This is a genomic window from Streptomyces sp. NPDC087844, assembly GCF_044742785.1.
Lineage (GTDB): Bacteria > Actinomycetota > Actinomycetes > Streptomycetales > Streptomycetaceae > Streptomyces.
Genome location: NZ_JBIUVD010000018.1, coordinates 24,649 through 46,731, shown reverse-complemented (window position 1 = coordinate 46,731; position 22,083 = coordinate 24,649). Strand labels below are relative to the sequence as shown.

Sequence of the window (22,083 nt, the reverse complement as noted above, 5' to 3'; positions counted from 1 at the left end):
CAGTCCGATGACCACCGTCCTGCTGAGCACCGCCGACGAGCTCCACGCGCGCGTACGCGGGGGCCGCCGCGCCGTCGTCATGACGATGGGCGCCCTGCACGAGGGCCACGCCACCCTGGTCCGCACCGCCCGGGAACTCGCGGGCGGCGACGGCGAGGTCGTCGTCACCGTCTTCGTGAACCCCCTCCAGTTCGGCGCGGGAGAGGACCTCGACCGCTACCCGCGCACCCTTGACGCCGACATCAAGATCGCCGAGCAGGCGGGCGCGGACGTCGTGTTCGCCCCTTCCGTGGACGAGGTCTACCCGGGCGGCCAACCCCAGGTCCGGATCAGCGCGGGCCCGATGGGGGAGCGCCTGGAGGGCTCGACGCGGCCCGGTCACTTCGACGGCATGCTCACCGTCGTCGCGAAGATGCTGCACCTCACCGGGCCCGACGTGGCGCTGTTCGGGCAGAAGGACGCCCAGCAGCTCGCCCTGATCCGCCGCATGGTGCGTGACCTGAACTTCGGCATGGAGATCGTCGGCGTCCCGACGGTGCGCGAGGCGGACGGTCTCGCCCTGTCCAGCCGCAACCGCTATCTGTCGGCCGGCGAGCGCCGCACCGCGCTCGCCCTCTCCCAGGCGCTGTTCGCGGGCAGCGACCGGCACGCCGCCCAGGAGGCCCTGTGCGCGCGGGCCCGCGAAGTGCCCGCCACGCACGCGCGTGCCGAGGCCCTCAGCGCCATCGGCGAGTCCCGCGCCGCCGCCGACACGCACGCCGTCGCCAAGGCGGCCCCAGCGGGCCCCGCCGCGGTCCGCGCCGCCGCCCGGCTGGTCCTCGACGACGCGGCCCGGCTCAGCCCGCCGCTCGCCCTGGACTACCTGGCACTGGTCGATCCGTCCGACTTCACCGAGGTCCCGGACGGCCACACCGGTGAGGCGGTCCTGGCTGTCGCCGCCCGGGTCGGGACGACCCGGCTGATCGACAACATTCCTCTGACCTTCGGAGCCGCCTCGTGACCAGCACAGGCACCAGCCTTGGCACCAGCCCTGGCACCAGCACAGGCATACGACTGCACGCGCCCGCGCCCGGCTGGTCCGTCACCGCCGACGTCGTGGTCGTCGGCTCCGGAGTCGCCGGACTCACCACCGCGCTGCGCTGCGACGCCGCCGGCCTGCGGACGGTCGTCGTCACCAAGGCCCGCCTCGACGACGGCTCCACCCGCTGGGCCCAGGGCGGCATAGCGGCGGCCCTGGGAGAGGGCGACACCCCCGAGCAGCACCTCGACGACACCCTGGTCGCGGGCGTCGGCCTGTGCGACGAGGACGCCGTGCGCATCCTCGTCACCGAGGGCCCCGACGCCGTACGCCGCCTCATCGAGACCGGCGCCCACTTCGACGAGTCCGAGGAGGGCGGTCTTGAGCTCACCCGCGAGGGCGGCCACCACCGCCGCCGTATCGCTCACGCGGGCGGCGACGCGACCGGCGCCGAGATCTCCCGGGCCCTCGTCGAGGCGGTCCGCGCGCGCGGACTGCGCACGGTCGAGAACGCGCTCGTCCTGGACCTCCTCACGGACGCCGACGGACGTACGGCGGGCGTAACCCTGCACGTCATGGGAGAGGGCCAGCACGACGGCGTGGGAGCCGTCCACGCGCCCGCGGTGATCCTCGCGACCGGCGGCATGGGCCAGGTCTTCTCGGCCACCACCAATCCGTCGGTGTCCACCGGCGACGGCGTGGCACTGGCCCTGCGGGCGGGCGCCGAGGTCTCCGACCTCGAATTCGTGCAGTTCCACCCCACCGTGCTGTTCCTGGGCGCGGACGCGGAGGGCCAGCAGCCGCTCGTGTCCGAGGCGGTCCGCGGCGAGGGCGCCCACCTCGTCGACGCAAACGGCGAGCGCTTCATGCTGGGGCAGCACGAACTGGCCGAACTGGCGCCCCGGGACATCGTCGCCAAGGGCATCATGCGGCGCATGCAGGAACAGGACGCCGAGCACATGTACCTGGACGCCCGGCACTTCGGGGCGCACATGTGGGAGCACCGCTTCCCGACGATCCTGGCCGCCTGCCGCGCCCACGGCATCGACCCGGTCACCGAGCCGATCCCGGTCGCCCCGGCCGCGCACTACGCCTCCGGAGGCGTGCGCACCGACTCCCGGGGCCGTACGACCGTGCCCGGCCTGTACGCGTGCGGGGAGGTCGCCTGCACCGGCGTCCACGGCGCCAACCGGCTCGCCTCCAACTCCCTCCTTGAGGGCCTCGTCTACGCCGAGCGCATCGCGGCGGACATCGCGGACCGCCACGACGACAACGGCCACGACGAGAACCCTCATGGAGAAGCTCGCCACGACGAGAACCCTCACGGAGAGTCTCGTCGGGGCGAGAACCGCCTCAACGCGCGCGTGGAAGCGCCCCTCGCCCGGCCGGAGAAGCCCGGCCACCCGCTGCTCGCCGCCGAGGCCCGGTTCGCGATCCAGCGGATCATGACGGACGGCGCCGGCGTCCTGCGCTCGGCCGGCTCCCTGGAGACCGCCGCCGACCGACTCCAGCGACTGCACGCCGACGCCCGCGACGCCCTCGCCGAGAACGGCAAGACCGCCGAACCCGGCGTCGACACCTGGGAGGCCACCAACCTCCTGTGCGTGGCCCGCGTCCTGGTGGCCGCCGCCCTCCTCCGCGAGGAGACCCGCGGCTGCCACTGGCGCGAGGACCGGGGCGAACGGGACGACGACAACTGGCGGCGCCACATCGTCGTACGGCTCAATCCCGACCGGACTCTCGCGGTACACACCACCGACACCGCAGACTTCCCCCCGACACTTCCCCGGGCCCGCGACTCCGTGCGCACCGGGGGGACCCCCACGCCCAGCCCTCAGGAGCAGTGACAGAAGTGAGCACCCCGGACCTTCCCCTCCTCGACGGCGGTGGCTGCGGCGACGGCTGCGGCTGCGGCGAGTACAGCGCCGACGACGCGGAGTACGCCGAGTGCGGGCTCGACCCCGCCCTCGCGCAACTCCTCGCCGACGCCGGGCTCGATCCCGTAGAGGTCGAGGACATCGCGCATCTGGCCATCGAGGAGGACCTCGACCACGGCGTGGACGTGACCACGGTCGCGACCATCCCCGAGGAGGCCGTCTCCACCGCCGACTTCACCGCCCGCGAGGCCGGCGTCGTGGCGGGCCTGCGGATCGCCGAGGCGGTCGTCTCCGTCGTCTGCACCGACGAGTTCGAGGTCGAGCGGCACGTCGACGACGGCGACCGCGTCGAGGCCGGCCAGCGGCTCCTGAGCGTCACGACCCGCACCAGGGACCTGCTGACGGCCGAGCGCAGCGCGCTGAACCTCCTGTGCCGCCTCTCCGGCATCGCGACGGCCACGCGCGCGTGGGCGGACGTCCTGGAGGGCACCGGCGCGCGCGTACGGGACACCCGCAAGACGACTCCGGGGCTGCGCTCCCTGGAGAAGTTCGCGGTCCGCAGCGGCGGCGGTGTCAACCACCGCATGTCCCTCTCGGACGCGGCCCTCGTCAAGGACAACCACGTGGTCGCCGCGGGCGGAGTCGCCCAGGCGTTCAAGGCCGTCCGGGAGACCTTCCCCGAGCTGCCGATCGAGGTCGAGGTCGACACCGTGGACCAGCTGCGCGAGGTTCTGGACGCGGGCGCCGACCTGATCCTCCTGGACAACTTCACGCCCGCCGAGTGCGAGGAGGCCGTGGCCCTGGTGGGCGGGCGCGCGCTCCTGGAGGCCTCGGGCCGCCTCACCCTGGACACCGCCGCGGCGTACGCGCGCACGGGCGTCGACTTCCTCGCGGTGGGAGCCCTCACGCACTCCTCGCCGATCCTGGACATCGGCCTCGACCTGCGCGACGCCCCCGAGGCGCCCCTGAGCGAGGCTGAGTAGGCATGCTGCTCACGATCGACGTCGGCAACACGCACACCGTCCTCGGGCTCTTCGACGGCGAGGACATCGTCGAGCACTGGCGCATCTCCACCGACGCGCGCCGCACCGCGGACGAACTGGCCGTGCTCCTCCAAGGACTGATGGGCATGCACCCGCTCCTCGGTGACGAGCTGGGCGACGGCATCGACGGCATCGCGATCTGCTCGACCGTCCCCTCGGTCCTGCACGAGCTGCGCGAGGTGACCCGCCGCTACTACGGCGACGTACCGGCCGTCCTCGTCGAACCGGGCATCAAGACGGGCGTCCCGATCCTGATGGACAACCCCAAGGAGGTCGGCGCCGACCGCATCATCAACGCGGTCGCGGCGGTCGAGCTCTACGGCGGACCGGCCATCGTGGTCGACTTCGGCACGGCGACGACCTTCGACGCGGTCTCCGCGCGCGGGGAGTACGCCGGCGGTGTCATCGCGCCCGGCATCGAGATCTCCGTCGAGGCGCTCGGCGTCCGGGGCGCCCAGCTCCGCAAGATCGAGATCGCGAGACCGCGCACGGTCATCGGCAAGAACACCGTCGAGGCCATGCAGTCCGGCATCATCTACGGCTTCGCCGGGCAGGTCGACGGTGTCGTCCGCCGCATGGCCCGCGAACTCGCCGAGGACCCGGACGACGTCACGGTCATCGCGACGGGCGGGCTGGCGCCGCTGGTGCTGGGTGAGGCCTCGGTGATCGACGAGCACGAGCCCTGGCTCACGCTGATCGGCCTCCGCCTGGTCTACGAACGCAACGTCTCCCGCACGTAGGCGCTCCGCCAGGGGTGGCCGTGCGTAGGTGACCGCGGGTGTGTGGGTGCGGGTGGGTGACCGCGGGTCGGGGGTGGGGTGTGGCTGGGTGCGCGGTTCCTAGCGGCCCCTGGGTGGGTGGGGGTGAACGCGTGCGGGTGAGTGCGGGTGACCGCACGTGTGTGGGTGTGGGTGTGGGCGAGCGTGCGTGTGTTGGCTGCGGGTTTTGTCTGATTAGCGCGTATCGTCGCGATCATGCCCACGCCTCACGGATCCCGCGGCGGCATGGCGTTCGGTACGGAGGAGCTGCGTGTGCTCCGACGTGCGCTCGCTCTCGCCCTTCACTCCGGCCCATCCTCGGCCCAGGACGTCCAGGACTGCCTCCGCCTGGCGGAGAGCGTCGACGAGGCGACCCGCGAGGGCGCCCGGCTGCGCGCCTTCCTGCTGGCCGACCTCGCCCGCTACCGCGAAGCGCTGCCGGGAACGGCGGCCGGCTATCTGACGCTCATGGAGGAGGCCCTCGGCGCCGGCCACCGTCCGGTCCCCGACGACATGGCCGCCCTGCGTGCCCTGCGCGGCAACCCCGTGGCGGCCACCCTCCTCGACCGCTGCGAGACGCTCGTGGAGCAGGACGTGCGCACGCGCCTCGCCCGCCGCTCGGTGCCGGCCTCGCGCACCCGCCTCCGTACGCGGCTGACGGCCCTCCCCGGCGGGAAGTCCGCCGAGTGGCCCGCCGACGACCCGGCCTCCCGGCCCGTCCCGGAAGCGCCGCGCCGGGACCGTCCCATTCCGACCCCGGGCGAGGTCTTCCCCCCGAGGCGCAAGCCGTCCACTCCGCCCCCGACCCCCGAAGGCCCTCCTCGGCAGCTCGCCGCCGTCTAGAGCGGGTGGGTCCGTGACCCCGATTCCGCCCGGCCCGGCACCCTGGCTACTCTGGACGGCATGGAATACGTCTCCGCGCTCGTGCCCCCGGTAGTGATGGCCGTGTTCTTCGTCGGTCTGATCGTGACGATCGTGAAGACCCAGGGCGGTGCCAACAAGGCCAAGGAGGACGCGGTCGTCGACGCGGTCCTCGCCCGCGCCGAGCACACCCGCCAGACCCCCCGGGACACCGAGGTCTGAGCAAGGCTCCCGGCGCACGCCGCTCACGGCACGGCGTACGACTCACAAGCTTTTCGAGTCGTACGCCCTTTTTGTTGCTGTTTGCCGGTCGGCGCCACGTCCACCACACGATCGGTGACATCTCCCCCTATTGTTCTGGCTGTGCCTCGCCCATTGGGAGAACTCGAAGACTCGGTCATGACGCGGGTGTGGAAGTGGAACCGCCCGGTGACCGTACGAGAAGTCCTGGAAGACCTTCAGCAGGAGCGGTCCATCGCCTACACCACGGTGATGACCGTTTTGGACAATCTCCATCAGAAGGGCTGGGTGCGTCGCGAGGCGGAAGGCCGGGCCTATCGATATGAGGCGGTCTCCACCCGCGCCGCCTACTCGGCCGCACTCATGAACGACGCCTGGACCCAGAGCGACAACCCGACCGCCGCTCTCGTCGCCTTCTTCGGCATGATGTCCCCACAACAGCGCGAAGCGCTGCGCGATGCCGTACGTATCGTCCAAGGGCCGGAAACGCCCGCAGCGCAGAACACGGCAGCGCAGAACGCGGCAGGACAGAACACGGCGGCGCAGAACCCTGCCGCCGAGAACCCCGCCGCCGAGAACCCCGCCGCGGCAGAGGGCGGGACCGGGGGATAGCGTCCGGTTCATGCCAGCAGAGCAGCCCGAAGTCAGCACTAATGCCCTCACTGTCCGCCGGGCCAGGACCGGCGATGTCCCGGCCGTTCGCGGCCTCCTCGACTCGTACGTCCGCGGGCGCATCCTGCTCGACAAAGCGACGGTCACGCTTTACGAGGACATCCAGGAGTTCTGGGTCGCGGAACGCGGTACCGGTCCGAGTTCGGAGGTCGTGGGCTGCGGCGCTCTCCACGTCATGTGGGAAGACCTCGCGGAAGTGCGCACTCTCGCGGTGAGCCCCGTGATGAGGGGTGCCGGCGTGGGCCATCAGTTGCTGGGGAAGTTGCTGGAGACCGCCCGCTGGCTCGGTGTTCGCCGCGTATTCTGCCTGACCTTCGAAGTCGACTTCTTCGCGAAGCACGGCTTCGTCGAGATCGGTGAGACGCCCGTTGACACCGATGTCTACGCCGAGCTGTTGCGTTCCTATGACGAGGGCGTGGCCGAGTTCCTGGGGCTCGAACGAGTGAAACCGAACACCTTGGGCAACAGCCGGATGCTTCTGCATCTGTGATCGCCTACGCGTAATACTCCGGACATACCTCCGCTCCCGGCCCGTCGACCCATGCCCAGTGCCTCTATGTCCGAAACGCGCATGTTTCCGGTCTTCGCGGGTCCCGTCGGTCTCTCCCAGGGGTTTGTGTTTTTCCATCAAAAGCGGTTTGCTTTCCGACGTACTGCAGTAGTGCATATAACAGGGGACACGAAACTGCGGCGGCTGCCGTGGATCCTCGGCCCTGAAGATATCGATGAAAGGAAATCCGGTGGCACAGAAGGTTCAGGTCCTTCTTGTCGATGACCTCGACGGCGGCGAAGCGGACGAGACCGTGACGTTCGCGTTGGACGGCAAGACGTACGAGATCGATCTCACGACTGCCAATGCGGACAAGCTCCGTGGACTTCTTGAGCCGTACGTCAAGGGCGGCCGCCGTACCGGAGGCCGTGCTTCGGGTGGCCGTGGAAAGGCGCGCGCCGCTTCGGGTGGCAGCCAGGACACCGCGCAGATCCGTGCCTGGGCGAAGGAGAACGGTTACGAGGTCAATGACCGTGGCCGCGTTCCGGCGTCCATTCGCGAGGCCTACGAGAAGGCCAACGGCTGAGCACAGCCACGGCGCAGCCGGATGCGATGGCACTCCGAGGCCACCGTCTCCACGAGTCGTACGAGATCGGGGGCGCCCCCACCGCCCCCGCCGAGCGCCGACAGCGTCGGCAGCGACGACTCCACCTCGCAGCCAGGCTCAGGGGGCCGCAGCCAGACGGCGGCCCCCTGCGAGCCGGTGGCCCGGCCCTGATCCGCCCCGCCGGGATCGGCCGCCCCACCGGCATCCGCTCCATCGGCATCCGCCTCACCGGCACCCGGTCCACCGGCACCCGCCTCACCGGGGCTCCGGTGCCCGCTGCGGGCCGGGCCCGGCGGCAGTGGCGCCTCCACGCGCCCGCCCGAGCCGGTCGCCCCGAGGTCCAGCGCGAGAGAACCCCACTCCAGCCAGTCGAGGAGTCCCGGCAGTTCCTCCGCGCTCCCCGCGGCGACGAACAGCCACATCCGGTCCGCGCGCACGGCCACCGGAGAACCCGGCCCCAGATGCCGCAGCGCCGCGTACCCCGCCTCCGCCGGCGCCTCCAGGACGTCGAAGCGCAGCCCCGTCAGCAGGTGGACCGGGGTACCGGGCACGGTCGCCCACCCCAGTTCGTTCTCGTACCAGTGCCGGACCGTGTCGTCCGGACGGACCGCGCCGAGCGGACGACGGGGAAAGGGGACCACGGAGACCATGCAAGGCCAACCGCCAGGAGAGCGTCCGGGTTACGCTGGGTGGTCCGGCGTGTGCGAAGGGTGCCCGGGGGGCGGGCGCCCGGAGGCGGTCGGCGACGCAAGGGTGTTCGCCCGTAGCGGAGGGAACCGGGGCACTCGGCATGGAGTGTCGGTGCGTACGGGTAAGACATCCCTAGTGGGAGGGGCGACACGCATGGCTCGGGCATCTCACGTTCGCCATCGGCGTACTGATGGTGGGGGTATCTGCTTGGCCTGCGGGAACATCGCCCACCACCATCAGGTTGGAGCAGATGTCGGCGTTCGGGGTCAGGAGGCTGTGTTGGTTCTCGGTCCGGTGTCGGCAGTTGGAATGAGCGGTCCCCGCTTGCGGGACTAAGCTGCGGAAGGACAGGGAGGGGAGCGTCCCCTTACTGCCTGACCGCTCTGAGGAGCGATTAACGATGTTCGAGAGGTTCACCGACCGCGCGCGGCGGGTTGTCGTCCTGGCTCAGGAAGAAGCCCGGATGCTCAACCACAACTACATCGGCACCGAGCACATCCTCCTGGGCCTGATCCACGAGGGTGAGGGTGTCGCCGCTAAGGCCCTGGAGAGCCTCGGGATTTCACTTGAGGCGGTCCGTCAGCAGGTGGAGGAGATCATCGGGCAGGGCCAGCAGGCTCCGTCCGGTCACATTCCCTTCACCCCTCGTGCCAAGAAGGTCCTGGAGCTCTCGCTCCGCGAGGCCCTTCAGCTGGGTCACAACTACATCGGCACGGAGCACATCCTGCTCGGCCTGATCCGCGAGGGTGAGGGCGTCGCCGCCCAGGTCCTGGTCAAGCTGGGAGCCGACCTCAACCGGGTGCGGCAGCAGGTCATCCAGCTGCTCTCCGGTTACCAGGGCAAGGAGACCGCCGGCGCCAGTGGCGGTCCTGCCGAGGGCACGCCCTCGACGTCCCTCGTCCTCGACCAGTTCGGCCGGAACCTCACCCAGGCCGCTCGTGAATCCAAGCTCGACCCGGTCATCGGGCGCGAGAAGGAGATCGAGCGGGTCATGCAGGTGCTGTCCCGCCGTACGAAGAACAACCCGGTGCTCATCGGCGAGCCCGGCGTCGGCAAGACCGCCGTCGTCGAAGGCCTCGCCCAGGCCATCGTCAAGGGCGAGGTGCCCGAGACCCTCAAGGACAAGCACCTCTACACCCTGGACCTCGGCGCGCTGGTCGCCGGCTCCCGCTACCGCGGTGACTTCGAGGAGCGCCTGAAGAAGGTCCTCAAGGAGATCCGCACCCGCGGCGACATCATCCTGTTCATCGACGAGCTGCACACGCTGGTCGGTGCGGGTGCAGCCGAGGGCGCCATCGACGCCGCGAGCATCCTGAAGCCGATGCTGGCCCGTGGTGAGCTGCAGACCATCGGTGCCACGACGCTCGACGAGTACCGCAAGCACCTGGAGAAGGACGCCGCGCTTGAGCGCCGCTTCCAGCCCATCCAGGTCGCGGAGCCGTCGCTGCCGCACACCATCGAGATCCTCAAGGGCCTGCGGGACCGCTATGAGGCGCACCACCGCGTGTCCATCACGGACGAGGCCCTGGTGCAGGCGGCGACGCTCGCCGACCGCTACATCTCGGACCGCTTCCTGCCGGACAAGGCGATCGACCTGATCGACGAGGCCGGTTCCCGGATGCGCATCCGCCGGATGACCGCGCCGCCGGACCTCCGCGAGTTCGACGAGAAGATCGCCGGCGTCCGCCGCGACAAGGAGTCCGCGATCGACTCGCAGGACTTCGAGAAGGCCGCCTCCCTGCGCGACAAGGAGAAGCAGCTCCTGGCCGCCAAGGCCAAGCGCGAGAAGGAGTGGAAGGCCGGCGACATGGACGTCGTCGCCGAGGTCGACGGCGAGCTCATCGCCGAGGTCCTCGCGACCGCCACCGGCATCCCGGTCTTCAAGCTGACCGAGGAGGAGTCCTCGCGTCTGCTGCGCATGGAGGACGAGCTCCACAAGCGGGTCATCGGCCAGATCGACGCCGTCAAGGCGCTGTCGAAGGCGATCCGTCGTACGCGTGCCGGTCTGAAGGACCCCAAGCGTCCCGGTGGCTCGTTCATCTTCGCCGGCCCGTCCGGTGTCGGTAAGACCGAGCTGTCCAAGGCACTCGCGGAGTTCCTCTTCGGTGACGAGGACGCGCTGATCTCCCTCGACATGTCGGAGTTCAGCGAGAAGCACACGGTCTCGCGTCTCTTCGGCTCGCCCCCCGGCTACGTGGGGTACGAGGAGGGCGGCCAGCTGACCGAGAAGGTCCGCCGCAAGCCGTTCTCCGTCGTCCTCTTCGACGAGGTCGAGAAGGCCCACCCGGACATCTTCAACTCGCTGCTGCAGATCCTGGAGGACGGTCGCCTGACCGACTCCCAGGGCCGGGTCGTGGACTTCAAGAACACGGTCATCATCATGACGACCAACCTCGGCACCCGGGACATCTCCAAGGGCTTCAACCTGGGCTTCGCGGCCTCGGGTGACAAGAAGAGCAACTACGAGCGCATGAAGAACAAGGTCGCGGACGAGCTCAAGCAGCACTTCCGGCCCGAGTTCCTCAACCGCGTCGACGACGTGGTCGTCTTCCCGCAGCTGACGCAGGAGGACATCCTCACGATCGTCGACCTGATGATCGGCAAGGTCGACGAGCGCCTCAAGGACCGGGACATGGGCATCGAGCTCTCCCAGTCCGCCAAGGAGCTGCTGTCGAAGAAGGGTTACGACCCGGTGCTGGGCGCGCGTCCGCTGCGTCGCACGATCCAGCGCGAGGTCGAGGACACCCTGTCGGAGAAGATCCTCTTCGGTGAGCTGCGCCCCGGTCACATCGTGGTCGTGGACACCGAGGGCGAGGGTGAGGCGAAGACCTTCACCTTCCGCGGTGAGGAGAAGGCCGCACTGCCGGACGTTCCGCCGATCGAGCAGGCGGCAGGTGGGGCAGGCCCCAACCTGAGCAAGGAGGCGTGACCTCCGGGTCCGTCTGAGAACGACCGCTCACCGAGCGGCTGATGGGGCCGGTGCTTTCGAGCACCGGCCCCATCGGCGTGCCGGGGGCTGGGCGGGGGCGCGGGGGGCCGTCGGGTGGCGACGATCTGAGTGGTCGGTAACTGTGAGGTGCCCAGGTGGGGTTGGCGTGGGGTTGCCGTGGCGTTGCCTAGAGGACGGTGTGCATCCTCACGACGGTGTGCATGTCCGGGAAGAGCGCGAGGGTCCGCTCCGGCACTTTCGTCACCCCGGGGGCGAGTACGAATGTGACCGACCGCAACCCGGGAAACAGCGCCGGTACCGTCGAGAGGTCTTCGTTTCCGGTGAAAGTGTTGAGACGGAGTCGCTCGATGCCCGGCAGAACGGGGCCTTCCATCCACGGGGCCGCGGTCCAGTTGAGGTGCAATGCCTTGAGGTCAGACAGGAGCGCGACCTCTTCGTGGTCTGCGGCAGTGAGCCGTGTGTCGAGGCTTGCCAGGCTCAGCGTTCTCAGTGAGCGAATACGGCTCAAGCCGCGCAGCCCGGTGTGCACAAGGGCATGTCTGGTGAATCGGAGATACGTCAGCGGCAGGTGACGTGGAAGCGTGGTGTCGAGGGATGTGCCCATGAGCGTCACGCCCGTGTCGAGTTCGCGCAGGGTCGCCGAGGCCGAAAGGGGCGCCAGCGCGCCAGACCGTTCCAGGTGCGGCATGTGGTTCAACGACAGCCACCGCAGAGGCAGGTCGGCCAGGGGCGAGAGGTCGTCCACGTGCGGACTGTGGCTGATGTCCAGATACGTGAGTCGGTGCAATGGGGAAAGCCAGTTCAGGTCCTGCAGGGTCTGATTGTCCCGCAGGACGAGATGGAGCGTCGTGTCCGGTGGGAGGCACGTTCTCAGTTCCGCGACCTCGATGTCTCCTTCGACCTGGAGACGCCGCCGCCCGCCGAGTGAGCGCAGGGCCCGCAGGTGTTCCGCCGAGTGAGCCGTGAAGTACAGGTCGTCCTCCGGCAGATGGGCGATGACGTCCGCCGCGTACCGCTCGGGGTCGAAGCGGTGCCAGGTCCAGGTGAGCTGGGAGCGGACCGACAGGGACGGGTGGGTGCGGAAGCGGGCCAGCACCGGGATGGCCGCGTCGGTGCCGATGATGCACGCGGTGACGACGACCGCCCTGGCCTCCGCCTCGGACAGCCCCTCGGGGCCGGGCAGGAGTTCCAGTACGAGCGGGCCCACCGCGGCCAGCTCGTGGGCCTCCTCCGCCGTACGGGGCGGGATGAGCGTGGCCGCCTGTTCCTCGACGGCGGCCCGGACCGCCGGGTCGAGTTCCGTGGCGTGCTCCAGGCCGGCCAGGGCGAGCAGCCGGACGCGGGTGCCCCCGGCGGGCCCGGCCTGTTCGGCGGCGGCCAGCAACTGGGTCAGGAAGGCGGCGCGTTCGCGGGGCCGGGCGTGGGCGACGGCCATGCGGATCACGTCCGACCACTGGTAGTCGGCGGCGTTGCGGACGAGGAGCCCGAAGTCGCCGTCCTCCACCGCCGCCTTCGCGCCGAGGTAGTCCTGGAAGGTGCGATGGACGAACTCCACGGTCCCGAGGGAGGGTTCGCGGAGCAGTCCGCTGCGCAGGAGGAGGTGGCGGTAGATCGTGGGGGCGTCTCCCTGGCTCGCGACGGCGGGCAGGGCGGGCAGGGCGTCCGCGATGAGCCGCTCGGCCCGCTCGCGGTCCATCTCCAGCCGGCCGTTGCGGATCAGCCAGTAGGCCAGGCGCTGGAGGAGCTGGATCTGGGGCAGCTCGGTGAGCTGGACGGTGTCGTGCGGGAGCATGTCCCGCTCCTGGTCGCGGCGCGCGAGAAGCATCGAGAGGGCGGCGTCGTACAACTCCTGCCGTCCGTGCGGCAGATAGCCGCGCCTGTCCCGGTGCAGGGCGCAGATCAGCGCGCACATCAGGGGGTTGGTGGCGAGCCGGCCGAGGTCGGGCTTGGTGCGGACGGCGTCGAGGAGCGAGGACTCGTACGCGGCGAGTCGTTCGGTCTCCCGTTCGGTCTCGCGTTCGGAGTCCGGGGCGTCGACGCGGGCCGCGGTGTGCCAGCGTTCGACGAACGCCGTGACGTCGTCGCGGCTCATCGGGGAGAGCGCGAGTTCCGTGAAGCCGTCCGCGGCGAGCCAGTTCTCGCGTACGGCCGAGGGGCGTGAGGTGACCAGCCACTGGTTGCCCGGGTAGGCGTCGAGCAGATCGCGCAGCCAGCGGCGGGTGCGCTCGCGGTCAGGCTCGGGGATTTCGTCGATGCCGTCGACGAGCAGCAGCCCGCGGCCCGCCGCCAGCACCCGGTCGGACCAGCCGGCCGGCGCCGCGCCGTGAAAGGGCACGCGGGCGGCGGCGAGGAAGTCGGCGGGCGCGGGCAGTCCGTCGGGACGGCGGACGAGCGTGCGCAGCGGCAGGACGAACGGGACCCGGTCGCCGCGCTCACCCCGCGCGGCCGTCACCGCGAGCCACTGCACCAGCGTCGTCTTGCCCGAGCCGGCCACGCCACGCAGCAGCACCAGGTCCCGCTCGACCAGCGCGTATTCGGCGGAGAGCGGGAGACCGGGCGCGCCGAGCACCCCGCCGTCCTCGCCGTCGGTGGCGGGGCGCAGGGCCTGGAGGGTGAGGTAGGCGGCGTCCAGGGGCCACCGGTCGGGCGAGTTCACCAGGTCGAGTCCGTAGATGGTGAGCCGGCTGTGCTTCGTCGCCGTGTACGCGAGGAAGCGCCGCTCGAACGCCGCGTCGTCCCCACCGGTCAGCGGCGTACGGGCGATCAACTCGTCCACCTTCGCGATCAGTTCGGCCTGCCTGCGCGTCTGCTCGACGAGTGTCCTCGCCACGAACGTCGAGCGCTGGGTGAAGAAGTGCAGGATGTGCAGACAGGCCGTGTCGAGCAGGCGCTCGTAGAACAGGGTCGCGTCGAAGCCGAGATCCCGGTCGGGGCTTCCCGCGGTGTGGCGCAGATGCAGGGCGAGACCCGCGTGGCCCAGCGCCACGGCCTGTACGTCCGTCATGGTGAGGTCGCCGAGAGCGCGCAGAGTGTCGGCGAGGGCGTGGACGACGGGCTGTTCCTCGTCGGCGGGCACGGGCCGTTCGACGGCATCCCTGACGGCCCGCCCGACCAGCTCGACGGCGAGCCTGGTCACGTCCCGCTCGCTCAGCGTGTGCCGCTCGCCCCTGAAGGAGACGCGGGACGAGATGCGTACGGGCTTGTCGACCAGGCCCGCGCCCGGCCCCTCGGCCACGAAGAGTTTCCTGATGAGCGGCGTGGCCACGCTGGACGCCAGCCGCACGCCTACGGTTGCCGGTTCCATGACGCTCCCCCGAGGCGTGGTGGGTGGTTGGCGGCTGTCAGCGTAACCGCCGGGTGCGACCCTGTCCGTGGATCTCGGAGCTGTGGATCTCGGAGCTGTGGATCTCGGGGCTGTGGATCTCGGAACCGTGGGTCCTGGCGCGGCAAAAGCGGTGGCCGTACGACCCGGCGGGCGGGAGGATGCGCGATGTCCCGAACTGTCCTGGAAGGGAGCCGCAATGGATGTCGACCGACCCGAGGTCCGCACGCAGGCCGGGGTGTTGAGGGGCGAGGCCGGCAGGGCGGGCACGGCGGTGTTCCGGGGTGTCCCGTTCGCCGAACCGCCCGTCGGCGCGCTGCGGTTCGGGGCTCCACGGCCCGCGCGGGGCTGGGACGGCGTACGGCGGGCGACCACGTTCGGGACGCCGCCCCCGCAGTCCGCGGCGTTCGGCATGGACGCGCTCGCGCCCCCGGGCGCCGACGACGGCGACTGGCTGACCCTCAACGTCTGGACACCCGATCCCGCCCCCGGCGCCGGCCTGCCGGTGATGGTGTGGCTGTTCGGGGGCGCGTATGTCATCGGGATGTCGGGTCTGCCCGAGTACGACGGCGGCCGGCTGGCGGGGGAGGGTGTCGTCCTGGTGACGCTCAACTACCGCCTCGGCATCGAGGGGTTCGCACACATCGAGGGCGCGCCCGCCAATCGCGGACTGCTCGACCAGGTCGCCGCCCTCGCATGGGTGCGGGACAACATCCGTGCCTTCGGCGGCGACCCGGACCGCGTCACGGTCTTCGGCGAGTCGGCGGGCGCGGGGTCGCTCGCCGCGCTGCTCTCGATGCCGCGCGCGGCCGGGCTCTTCCGGCGGGCCGTCGCACAGAGCGTGCCCGGCCCGTTCCTCTCGGCCCCGCTCGCCGCGGACGTCGGCGGGGAGTTCGCGGCGGAGCTGGGGCTGCGGCCGACCGTGGACGACCTGGCCACGGTCGAGCCGGGGCTGCTGCCCGCGGCGGCGGACGCGGTCGGGGCGCGGATGGAGCGGTACGCGCACCGGTGGGGAGTGCTGGCGCACACAGCGATCCCGCTGGCGCCCGTGGTGGACGGAGACGTGCTGCCCCGCGCGCCCTGGGAGGCGCTCGCGGCCGGAGCCGCCCGCGACATCGAGCTGGTCGCCGGCCATACGCGGGACGAGTACCGGCTCTTCATGGCACTCGACGGAACGCTCGGCGGGGAGCTGCCGGAGGACCGGGCGACGGCGGCGCTGCGGACGTTCTCGCCCGGCGCGGGCGGCGCGGGCGGCTCGGGCGGCGAGGAGGCGTACCGGAAGGCCGTCCCGGGTCTCGACGCGGCGGGGCTGTACGAGCTGGTCCGCTCCGACTGGCTCTTCCGGATGCCGTCACTGCATCTGGCAGAGGCCCAGGTCGCGGGCGGCGGCCGTGCCCACGTCTACGAGCTGGTCTGGGAGGCGCCCGGGATGGGCGGGCTGCTCGGGGCGTGCCACGGGCTCGATGTGCCGTTGGTCTTCGGGAACCTGCGCGGTGGGCTGCCCGCGTTGCTGTTCGGGGAGGCGCCGCCCGCCGGGGCGGAGGAGCTGTCGGCGCTGTTCCGGGCCGCGTGGACGGGCTTCGCGGCGGGGCAGGGGCCCGGGTGGCCGGCGTACGACGTCGATCGGCGGCCGGTACGGCTCTTCGACACGCGGCCGACCGTGACGGCGTACCCGGAGGAGGTGTCGCGGGAGCTGTGGCAGGAGCACGTCTTCGGGGCGCTGCCGCTGCTCGGGTAGGCAGTCCGGCGGTGGCCGGTGGTGGCCGGTGGTGGGCGTCACATCCGGTGGCCGCCGGGTGGGGACGCCCGGTGACATGACGCACAGGCCTTTCGCGCCCTACTAGGGGTGGTAGTGGCGAACGCTGGGTGGACAAGAAGGACCTTTGGCCCTGGGGGTGGGTCCGAGGTCCTTCGGGGTGGGCGGGGTGGTCGGCGAGGTGGGGTCCGGGCCGTGAGGGGCAGGTCTGAAGTGGGAGTAAACCCGACTTCTGGATGAAAACCGAGAGGTTTCGTATTCAACGGGGGTTCTGTCAAGGAGTCGGAAGTTTCGGGGTCAAGTACGACTTGAGGCCGTAGAGGGTGGTTTTGGGGGATGGCGGGAGCACGGGTTACCAAGGGATGACCCCCGCCCGGCGCACCGACAGCGCGCCGGGTGTGTCGTTGCCCGTCCCCCGGAGGTAGTCCCCATGTCGCAGCGCACCACGTCCCGCATACCCGGCACGTCCCAGCTCCGTGCCCGGGCGGCCGTCCTGGCCCTCGGCCTGGGAGTCTCGACCGCCGTCGGAGCCGGGGTCGCGGTCGCCGCGGACGCCAAGCCGAGCGCGGTCTCCCTGTCGAGTGCGGCCGCCGCCTCCGTGCAGGAGCAGGCCGCCGCCCAGGCGAAGGCCGCGCAGACGAAGAGCAAGGCCGCTGCCAATAATGCGGCGGTCAAGAAGGCGGAAGCCAAGAAGGCCGCGGCCAAGCCGGCTGCCGCGAAGAAGGCGTCCTCCTGGGTCGACCCGGTCGCGAAGTACAGGCTCTCCGCGAGCTTCGCCCAGGCCGGCAACCTGTGGTCGTCCACTCACTCCGGCCAGGACTTCGCCGTCTCCTCCGGCACCCAGGTCGTCGCCGCCCACGGCGGCACCGTCGTGAAGACCGGCGGCAACGGCGCCGGTGACGGGCCCGCGTACGGCAACGCCGTCGTGATCAAGCACAGCAACGGCACGTACTCGCAGTACGCGCACCTGTCCCGCGTCGACGTGAAGGCCGGCCAGGTCGTGAAGACCGGCCAGCGGATCGCGCTGTCCGGCAACACCGGCAACTCCAGCGGGCCGCACCTGCACTTCGAGATCCGTACGACGGCCAACTACGGTTCGGCGGTCGACCCGGTCGCCTTCCTGCGCTCCAAGGGGCTCAGCCTCTGACGGACCTCAGGGCCCGTTTCCGACGGACCCCGGGATCGGTCTCCGACGGACCCCGGGATCGGTCTCTGACGGACTTCAGGTTCGGTCTCTGACGGACCTAGGAGTCGTGCGGGCCCGAGTGTGCCCTCGTGACCAGTTCGACGGCGACCTCCAGGACGGCTTTCCGCTTGTCCTCGGGGTCGCCTTCGATGTCCTTGAGGGCGAACATCCCGGCGTGCATGGTGAACAGGGCGCTCACGCAGCGGACCTGGTCCTTCAGTGGGGCCTGGGGCTCCCTGATGATGTCCAGCAACTTGACCATGCGGTCCTTGAACGACTCGCCGATGCTCAGCTCGCGGACCGTCGCCTGGTTCTCCTGCATGAAGCGGAAGAGGGGGGTCGCGTCGGTGAGGGCCTGGCTGTACCGGCGCAGCAACTCCTGCTTGGTGTCGAGGGAGCGCGGCTGCCCCTTGCCCCACTCGATCAGCTCGTCCATCGGCCTCGTCAGATCCTCGAAGAGGCTGATGAGGATGTCTTCCTTGGTCTTGAAGTGGTAGTAGAGCGCGGCTTTGGTGACGTCCAGCCGTTCGGCGATCTCGCGCAGGGACGTCTTCTCGTAGCCCTGCTCGGCGAACAGTTCGACGGCCACGTCCTGGATGCGCTGGCGGGTGTCTCCACGCCGCCGCTGCCTGCTGCCGCCCATCGTGGCCGCCCCTCGTCCTGGTCGCACGCCGCAGCGTGGGTAAAGAAAAACTTACTTGACGCCCGGCTAGTTACGGGTCTACTTTCCCCAGTGTAGTCAACTTGCCGGTCGGCAAGTAAGTAGCAGTGCGGTACCCAGGGGAGTGGGCAGAGTGGCGGACACCAGGACGGCCGGAGCGGCCGGAGCAGCGGATGAGGCGGAGTCGGCGGACGCGGTGCCGGAAACGGCTCCGGACGGGTCGGGGAGGCCACGGAGGCTGCGGAGGCCGATCAAGCCGATGAAGTCGGCAAAGCCGGTCGACCAGGTCGACCAGGTCGACCCGGCTGAGTCGGCTGAGTCGGCTGAGACGGGGGATGCGCTGGTGAAGTCCGCGACGACGTCCCAGGCGTCGGCAGCGGCATCCGCATCCGCAGCGGCATCCGCATCGGCAGCCGAAGGTGGTGCCGTGGACGCCGCCGCGGACGCGGGCAAGCAGCCCAGGAGCGTACGGGTCGTCCTGCTCGCGCTGATGATCGCGATGCTCCTCGCCATGCTCGACAACATGATCATCGGCACCGCGATGCCGACCATCGTGGGCGAGCTGGGTGGCCTGGAGCATCTGTCGTGGGTCGTCACCGCCTACACGCTCGCGACCGCCGCCTCCACCCCCATCTGGGGCAAGCTCGGCGACATGTACGGCCGCAAGGGCGTCTTCATGACGTCGATCGTGCTCTTCCTGATCGGGTCGGCGCTCAGCGGAATGGCCCAGGACATGGGCCAGCTCATCGGGTTCCGGGCGATCCAGGGACTCGGCGCGGGCGGTCTGATGGTCGGCGTCATGGCGATCATCGGTGATCTGATCCCGCCGCGTGAGCGGGGCAAGTACCAGGGCATGATGGCCGGCGTGATGGCCCTCGCCATGATCGGCGGACCGCTGGTCGGCGGCACCATCACCGACCACTGGGGCTGGCGCTGGTCCTTCTACATCAACCTGCCGCTCGGTGTCATAGCCCTGATCGCCATCAGTGCCGTACTGCACCTGCCCAAGAAGCGGGTGGACGCGCGGATCGACTATCTGGGCGCCGCGCTGCTCACCGTGGGCATCACCTCGATCGTGCTCGTCACCACCTGGGGCGGGACCGAGTACGCCTGGGGCTCCGCCCGGATCATGGAACTGATCGGCATCGGGGTCGCCGCCCTCATCGGTTTCCTGTTCGTGCAGACGAAGGCCGCCGCGCCGGTCATGCCGCTGCACATCTTCCGCAGCCGCAACTTCACGCTGATGTCCCTCGTCGGCTTCGTCGCCGGGTTCGTGATGTTCGGCGCCGTGCTGTTCCTGCCGCTGTACCAGCAGTCGGTGCAGGGCGCGTCCGCGACCAACTCCGGGCTGCTGCTCCTGCCCATGCTCGGCGCGATGCTCGTGACCTCGATGGTCGCCGGACGGGTGACCACCAGCACCGGGCGTTACAAGGCCTTCCCGATCGTGGGCAGTGCGCTGATGGTGGTCGGGCTGTACCTGCTGTCCCTCATGGACACCGACACGTCGAGGCTGACGTCCGGTGTGTACATGGCCGTGGTCGGTGCGGGCATGGGCTGTCTGATGCAGATCACCATGCTCGTCTCGCAGAACAGTGTCGAGATGAAGGACATGGGCGTCGCGTCGTCCAGCACCACGCTGTTCCGTACGCTCGGCTCGTCCTTCGGCGTCGCCATCATGGGGGCGCTGTTCAACAACCGCGTCCAGGACGTGATGACCGAGCGGGCCGGGGCGCTGGGGTCCAAGATGACCGAGCAGTCGGCGCAGCTGGATGCGGCGAGTCTGGCGAAGTTGCCGGTGGCCGCGCGGGAGGCGTACCAGCACGCGGTCGCGTCCGGGACGCATTCCGCGTTCCTGCTGGGGGCGGTTGTCGCGGTGGTGGCGCTGGTGGGGGCCGTGTTCGTGAAGGAGGTTCCGCTTCGGGGGGCGGGGCCGGGGGCGAGTGCGGGTGCCTCCGGCGGGGAGAAGTCGGTGGAGGCGGTCTGAGTCCGGGGGACTCGGCGGTTCGGCCTGACGGCCCCTTGTCTCGGACGGTGTCCGGGACTGGGGGCCTTTTTCCGCCCCCGGCCGCCCTACCCATTCCCTTCCCTGCCTCAGGGGCTCCGCCTCCGAACCCCCGCTCCTCAAGCGCCGGAGGGGCTGGACGGCCGACAGGCTCAGGGGCTCCCGCCTCCGAACCCCCGCTCCTCAAGCGCCGGAGGGGCTGGACGGCCGACAGGCTCAGGGGCTCCCGCCCCCGAACCCCCGCTCCTCAAACGCCGGAGGGGCTGGATAGGGGCGTCGGAGGGGTGGGATGCGTGGGCGCCGAGCACGCGGCCAGCCTGAGAACGGGGGCGCAGCCCCGTTATCAGGGGCGCGGGGAACTGCGCGCCCAGCCCTCACCGGCCCGCAGCCCAAGCCCGGCACCGCCACCCTCCCCCCCAGCCCGTCCGGCGTTCGAGGACAAAGGGGGCCGGGGCGGCAGCCCCTGGAGCAGGTCATTCCGGCAGCATCGGGTAACTGCCCGTGTTCGTCGGGGCATGCTCCGGCAGCCACAGCACCGCCACCGCCCCCTCCGAGGGAACCCCCTCCGCCACCCCCACCGCCCGCACATTGCGAAACGTGAGCCGCGCCCCCAGCACCCGCGCCTGCCCCGCCGCGATGGTGAGCCCCAGACCGTGCCCGTGCCCCGCCCGGTCACTGCTGCCGGTGCGGAAACGGCTGGGACCGTCGGCCAGCAGCGCGTCGGGGAAGCCGGGGCCGTGGTCGCGGACCCGGATGACCCGGCCCTCGACGGTGACCTCGATGGGTGGCCTGCCGTGCTTGGCGGCGTTGACCAGCAGGTTGATGAGGACCCGCTCAAGGCGGCGCGGGTCGGTGGTGACCGCCGACTCGTGGACCACCCGGACGATGATCCCGGGGTCCCGTGCGATCACCCGCCGGGTCACGAACTCGCCCAGCAGGATGTCCTGCAACTCGGCCCGCTCGGACGCGCTGTCCAGCCGGGCCACCTCCAGCACGTCCTCGACCAGCTGACGCATCGCCTGCGCCCGGTCCCGTACGAGTTCCGTGGGGCGCCCCGGCGGCAGCAGCTCGGCCGCGGTGAGCAGCCCGGTCACCGGAGTGCGCAGCTCGTGCGCGATGTCGGCGGTCACCCGCCGCTCGGCCTCGATGCGCTGCTGCAACGCGTCCGCCATCGCGTCCACGGCCCGTGCGAGATCGTCGGTCTCGTCGCGCACGACCCCGCCGATGGAGTCCCGTACGCGCACATCCGGTTCGCCCTGCGCGACCCGCCGGGCCGCCGTGGCCGCCTTGCGCAGCCGCCGCGAGAGCTGGCCGCCGATGAGCACGCCGAGTGCGCAGCCGCCGAAGACGACCGCGATCGATCCGATGAGCAGCGCCTCGTCGAGATCCTTCAGGACGGTCGTGCTGCGGTCGGTGAAGTTCGTGTGCAGCGACAGGATGCGGCCGTCCTTGAGCGGTACGGCCGCCCAGATGTCGGGCACGCCGTCGGAGTGCTCCGTCACATAGGTCGCCCGGCGCCCGGCCGTCGCCTTCGCCAGCAGGTCCTCCGGCAGGGCGGGGTCGTCGATCCTGACGCCGGGGAAGTTCGGCCGCCCGGACGCCTCGTAGTTGCGCTGCGCGATCTGGACGCGTTCGTCGGCGAGGTCGCGCGCGTTGTCGAGCATCGAGACCCGGGCGGCGTTGTGCACGACCAGGCTCAGTGCGACGGCCACCAGCGCTCCGACCGCCGCGATGGCGGCGCTCAGCTTCCATCTGATCCCCGTACGCGGCATCAGGCGCCCGAGTCTCTCGCGCCGCCCGGCCGCACCGGCCCGAACAACTCGTCCGGCCCGAACAACTCGTCCGGCTCGAACGACCCGTCCGGCCCGAGCGACCCGTCCGCCCCGAAGAACCCGTCCGGCCCGAGCGACCCGTCCACCGTGCTCGTGCCCACCCTCATGCGTGTCATCG

General features: G+C 70.7%; 18 protein-coding genes. 13 read left to right on the top strand and 5 right to left on the bottom strand.

Features of this window, described 5'->3' with window-relative positions:
• The first annotated feature begins 7 nt into the window (after positions 1 to 7).
• From panC to ACIOKD_RS29665, 9 genes are all read left to right on the top strand, one after another.
• On the top strand, positions 8 to 1,000 hold the full coding sequence (panC, locus tag ACIOKD_RS29705) for a pantoate--beta-alanine ligase (RefSeq protein WP_402090092.1): 993 nt from the start codon (positions 8 to 10) through the stop codon (positions 998 to 1,000).
• On the top strand, positions 997 to 2,865 hold the full coding sequence (locus tag ACIOKD_RS29700; protein ID WP_402090090.1) for an L-aspartate oxidase: 1,869 nt from the start codon (positions 997 to 999) through the stop codon (positions 2,863 to 2,865). The genes panC and ACIOKD_RS29700 overlap by 4 nt, the downstream gene beginning before the upstream one ends.
• Before the next feature lie 5 nt (positions 2,866 to 2,870).
• On the top strand, positions 2,871 to 3,878 hold the full coding sequence (gene nadC, locus ACIOKD_RS29695) for a carboxylating nicotinate-nucleotide diphosphorylase (RefSeq protein WP_402090088.1): 1,008 nt from the start codon (positions 2,871 to 2,873) through the stop codon (positions 3,876 to 3,878).
• Positions 3,879 to 3,880: 2 nt separating this feature from the next.
• Positions 3,881 to 4,678 carry a type III pantothenate kinase gene (locus ACIOKD_RS29690; RefSeq protein ID WP_402090086.1) on the top strand — a complete coding sequence of 266 codons (798 nt, stop codon included), beginning with the start codon at positions 3,881 to 3,883 and terminating at the stop codon, positions 4,676 to 4,678.
• Positions 4,679 to 4,942: 264 nt separating this feature from the next.
• Positions 4,943 to 5,539 carry a hypothetical protein gene (locus ACIOKD_RS29685; RefSeq protein ID WP_402090314.1) on the top strand — a complete coding sequence of 199 codons (597 nt, stop codon included), beginning with the start codon at positions 4,943 to 4,945 and terminating at the stop codon, positions 5,537 to 5,539.
• Positions 5,540 to 5,599: 60 nt separating this feature from the next.
• Positions 5,600 to 5,779 (top strand): hypothetical protein, encoded by a 180-nt coding sequence (locus tag ACIOKD_RS29680; protein WP_402090084.1) that lies wholly within the window; start codon positions 5,600 to 5,602, stop codon positions 5,777 to 5,779.
• Positions 5,780 to 5,920: 141 nt separating this feature from the next.
• Positions 5,921 to 6,409, top strand: coding sequence for a BlaI/MecI/CopY family transcriptional regulator (locus tag ACIOKD_RS29675; protein ID WP_402090082.1), 489 nt, complete (start codon positions 5,921 to 5,923; stop codon positions 6,407 to 6,409).
• Positions 6,410 to 6,419: 10 nt separating this feature from the next.
• The gene (locus tag ACIOKD_RS29670) at positions 6,420 to 6,959 is read left to right on the top strand and encodes an amino-acid N-acetyltransferase (RefSeq protein WP_402090080.1); all 540 of its coding nucleotides are present in this window, start codon (positions 6,420 to 6,422) and stop codon (positions 6,957 to 6,959) included.
• Between the two features lie 250 nt (positions 6,960 to 7,209).
• Positions 7,210 to 7,545 (top strand): Lsr2 family protein, encoded by a 336-nt coding sequence (locus tag ACIOKD_RS29665; protein WP_030573823.1) that lies wholly within the window; start codon positions 7,210 to 7,212, stop codon positions 7,543 to 7,545.
• On the opposite strand, the gene ACIOKD_RS29660 is transcribed toward ACIOKD_RS29665, so the two are convergent.
• Positions 7,524 to 8,216 (bottom strand): SCO3374 family protein, encoded by a 693-nt coding sequence (locus ACIOKD_RS29660; protein WP_402090078.1) that lies wholly within the window; start codon positions 8,214 to 8,216, stop codon positions 7,524 to 7,526. The genes ACIOKD_RS29665 and ACIOKD_RS29660 overlap by 22 nt on opposite strands.
• A 440-nt stretch (positions 8,217 to 8,656) precedes the next feature.
• On the opposite strand from ACIOKD_RS29660, the gene ACIOKD_RS29655 reads away from it, so the two are divergent.
• Positions 8,657 to 11,185, top strand: a complete 2,529-nt coding sequence (locus ACIOKD_RS29655; protein ID WP_402090076.1) for an ATP-dependent Clp protease ATP-binding subunit — start codon at positions 8,657 to 8,659, stop codon at positions 11,183 to 11,185.
• 187 nt (positions 11,186 to 11,372) lie between these two features.
• On the opposite strand, the gene ACIOKD_RS29650 is transcribed toward ACIOKD_RS29655, so the two are convergent.
• Positions 11,373 to 14,510 carry an NACHT domain-containing protein gene (locus ACIOKD_RS29650; RefSeq protein WP_402090074.1) on the bottom strand — a complete coding sequence of 1,046 codons (3,138 nt, stop codon included), beginning with the start codon at positions 14,508 to 14,510 and terminating at the stop codon, positions 11,373 to 11,375.
• A gap of 217 nt (positions 14,511 to 14,727) precedes the next feature.
• On the opposite strand from ACIOKD_RS29650, the gene ACIOKD_RS29645 reads away from it, so the two are divergent.
• Positions 14,728 to 16,266, top strand: coding sequence for a carboxylesterase/lipase family protein (locus ACIOKD_RS29645; protein ID WP_402090072.1), 1,539 nt, complete (start codon positions 14,728 to 14,730; stop codon positions 16,264 to 16,266).
• 448 nt (positions 16,267 to 16,714) lie between these two features.
• The gene (locus ACIOKD_RS29640; protein WP_402090070.1) at positions 16,715 to 17,431 is read left to right on the top strand and encodes a M23 family metallopeptidase; all 717 of its coding nucleotides are present in this window, start codon (positions 16,715 to 16,717) and stop codon (positions 17,429 to 17,431) included.
• A 97-nt stretch (positions 17,432 to 17,528) separates the two neighbouring features.
• Here ACIOKD_RS29640 and ACIOKD_RS29635 read toward each other — a convergent pair whose 3' ends face one another.
• Positions 17,529 to 18,113 carry a TetR/AcrR family transcriptional regulator gene (locus ACIOKD_RS29635; protein ID WP_402090068.1) on the bottom strand — a complete coding sequence of 195 codons (585 nt, stop codon included), beginning with the start codon at positions 18,111 to 18,113 and terminating at the stop codon, positions 17,529 to 17,531.
• 277 nt (positions 18,114 to 18,390) lie between these two features.
• On the opposite strand from ACIOKD_RS29635, the gene ACIOKD_RS29630 reads away from it, so the two are divergent.
• The gene (locus ACIOKD_RS29630) at positions 18,391 to 20,115 is read left to right on the top strand and encodes an MDR family MFS transporter (protein WP_402090067.1); all 1,725 of its coding nucleotides are present in this window, start codon (positions 18,391 to 18,393) and stop codon (positions 20,113 to 20,115) included.
• Between the two features lie 491 nt (positions 20,116 to 20,606).
• Here the strand turns inward: ACIOKD_RS29630 and cseC are convergent, their stop codons facing one another.
• On the bottom strand, positions 20,607 to 21,905 hold the full coding sequence (gene cseC / locus ACIOKD_RS29625; protein ID WP_402090065.1) for a two-component system sensor histidine kinase CseC: 1,299 nt from the start codon (positions 21,903 to 21,905) through the stop codon (positions 20,607 to 20,609).
• Positions 21,905 to 22,081 carry a hypothetical protein gene (locus tag ACIOKD_RS29620; RefSeq protein WP_402090063.1) on the bottom strand — a complete coding sequence of 59 codons (177 nt, stop codon included), beginning with the start codon at positions 22,079 to 22,081 and terminating at the stop codon, positions 21,905 to 21,907. The genes cseC and ACIOKD_RS29620 overlap by 1 nt, the downstream gene beginning before the upstream one ends.
• Positions 22,082 to 22,083: the final 2 nt, after the last annotated feature.

What these genes read in the sequence shown, in the direction of transcription:
- ACIOKD_RS29690 (WP_402090086.1), top strand. Translation starts at nt 3,881, where the DNA reads ATGCTGCTCACGATCGACGTCGGCAACACGCACACCGTCCTCGGGCTC.
- ACIOKD_RS29685 (WP_402090314.1), top strand. Translation starts at nt 4,943, where the DNA reads ATGGCGTTCGGTACGGAGGAGCTGCGTGTGCTCCGACGTGCGCTCGCT.
- ACIOKD_RS29670 (WP_402090080.1), top strand. Translation starts at nt 6,420, where the DNA reads ATGCCAGCAGAGCAGCCCGAAGTCAGCACTAATGCCCTCACTGTCCGC.
- ACIOKD_RS29655 (WP_402090076.1), top strand. Translation starts at nt 8,657, where the DNA reads ATGTTCGAGAGGTTCACCGACCGCGCGCGGCGGGTTGTCGTCCTGGCT.
- ACIOKD_RS29660 (WP_402090078.1), bottom strand. Translation starts at nt 8,216, where the DNA reads ATGGTCTCCGTGGTCCCCTTTCCCCGTCGTCCGCTCGGCGCGGTCCGT.
- panC (WP_402090092.1), top strand. Translation starts at nt 8, where the DNA reads ATGACCACCGTCCTGCTGAGCACCGCCGACGAGCTCCACGCGCGCGTA.
- ACIOKD_RS29645 (WP_402090072.1), top strand. Translation starts at nt 14,728, where the DNA reads ATGGATGTCGACCGACCCGAGGTCCGCACGCAGGCCGGGGTGTTGAGG.
- ACIOKD_RS29630 (WP_402090067.1), top strand. Translation starts at nt 18,391, where the DNA reads ATGAAGTCGGCAAAGCCGGTCGACCAGGTCGACCAGGTCGACCCGGCT.
- ACIOKD_RS29640 (WP_402090070.1), top strand. Translation starts at nt 16,715, where the DNA reads ATGTCGCAGCGCACCACGTCCCGCATACCCGGCACGTCCCAGCTCCGT.
- ACIOKD_RS29620 (WP_402090063.1), bottom strand. Translation starts at nt 22,081, where the DNA reads ATGACACGCATGAGGGTGGGCACGAGCACGGTGGACGGGTCGCTCGGG.
- cseC (WP_402090065.1), bottom strand. Translation starts at nt 21,905, where the DNA reads ATGCCGCGTACGGGGATCAGATGGAAGCTGAGCGCCGCCATCGCGGCG.
- ACIOKD_RS29635 (WP_402090068.1), bottom strand. Translation starts at nt 18,113, where the DNA reads ATGGGCGGCAGCAGGCAGCGGCGGCGTGGAGACACCCGCCAGCGCATC.
- ACIOKD_RS29680 (WP_402090084.1), top strand. Translation starts at nt 5,600, where the DNA reads ATGGAATACGTCTCCGCGCTCGTGCCCCCGGTAGTGATGGCCGTGTTC.
- ACIOKD_RS29650 (WP_402090074.1), bottom strand. Translation starts at nt 14,510, where the DNA reads ATGGAACCGGCAACCGTAGGCGTGCGGCTGGCGTCCAGCGTGGCCACG.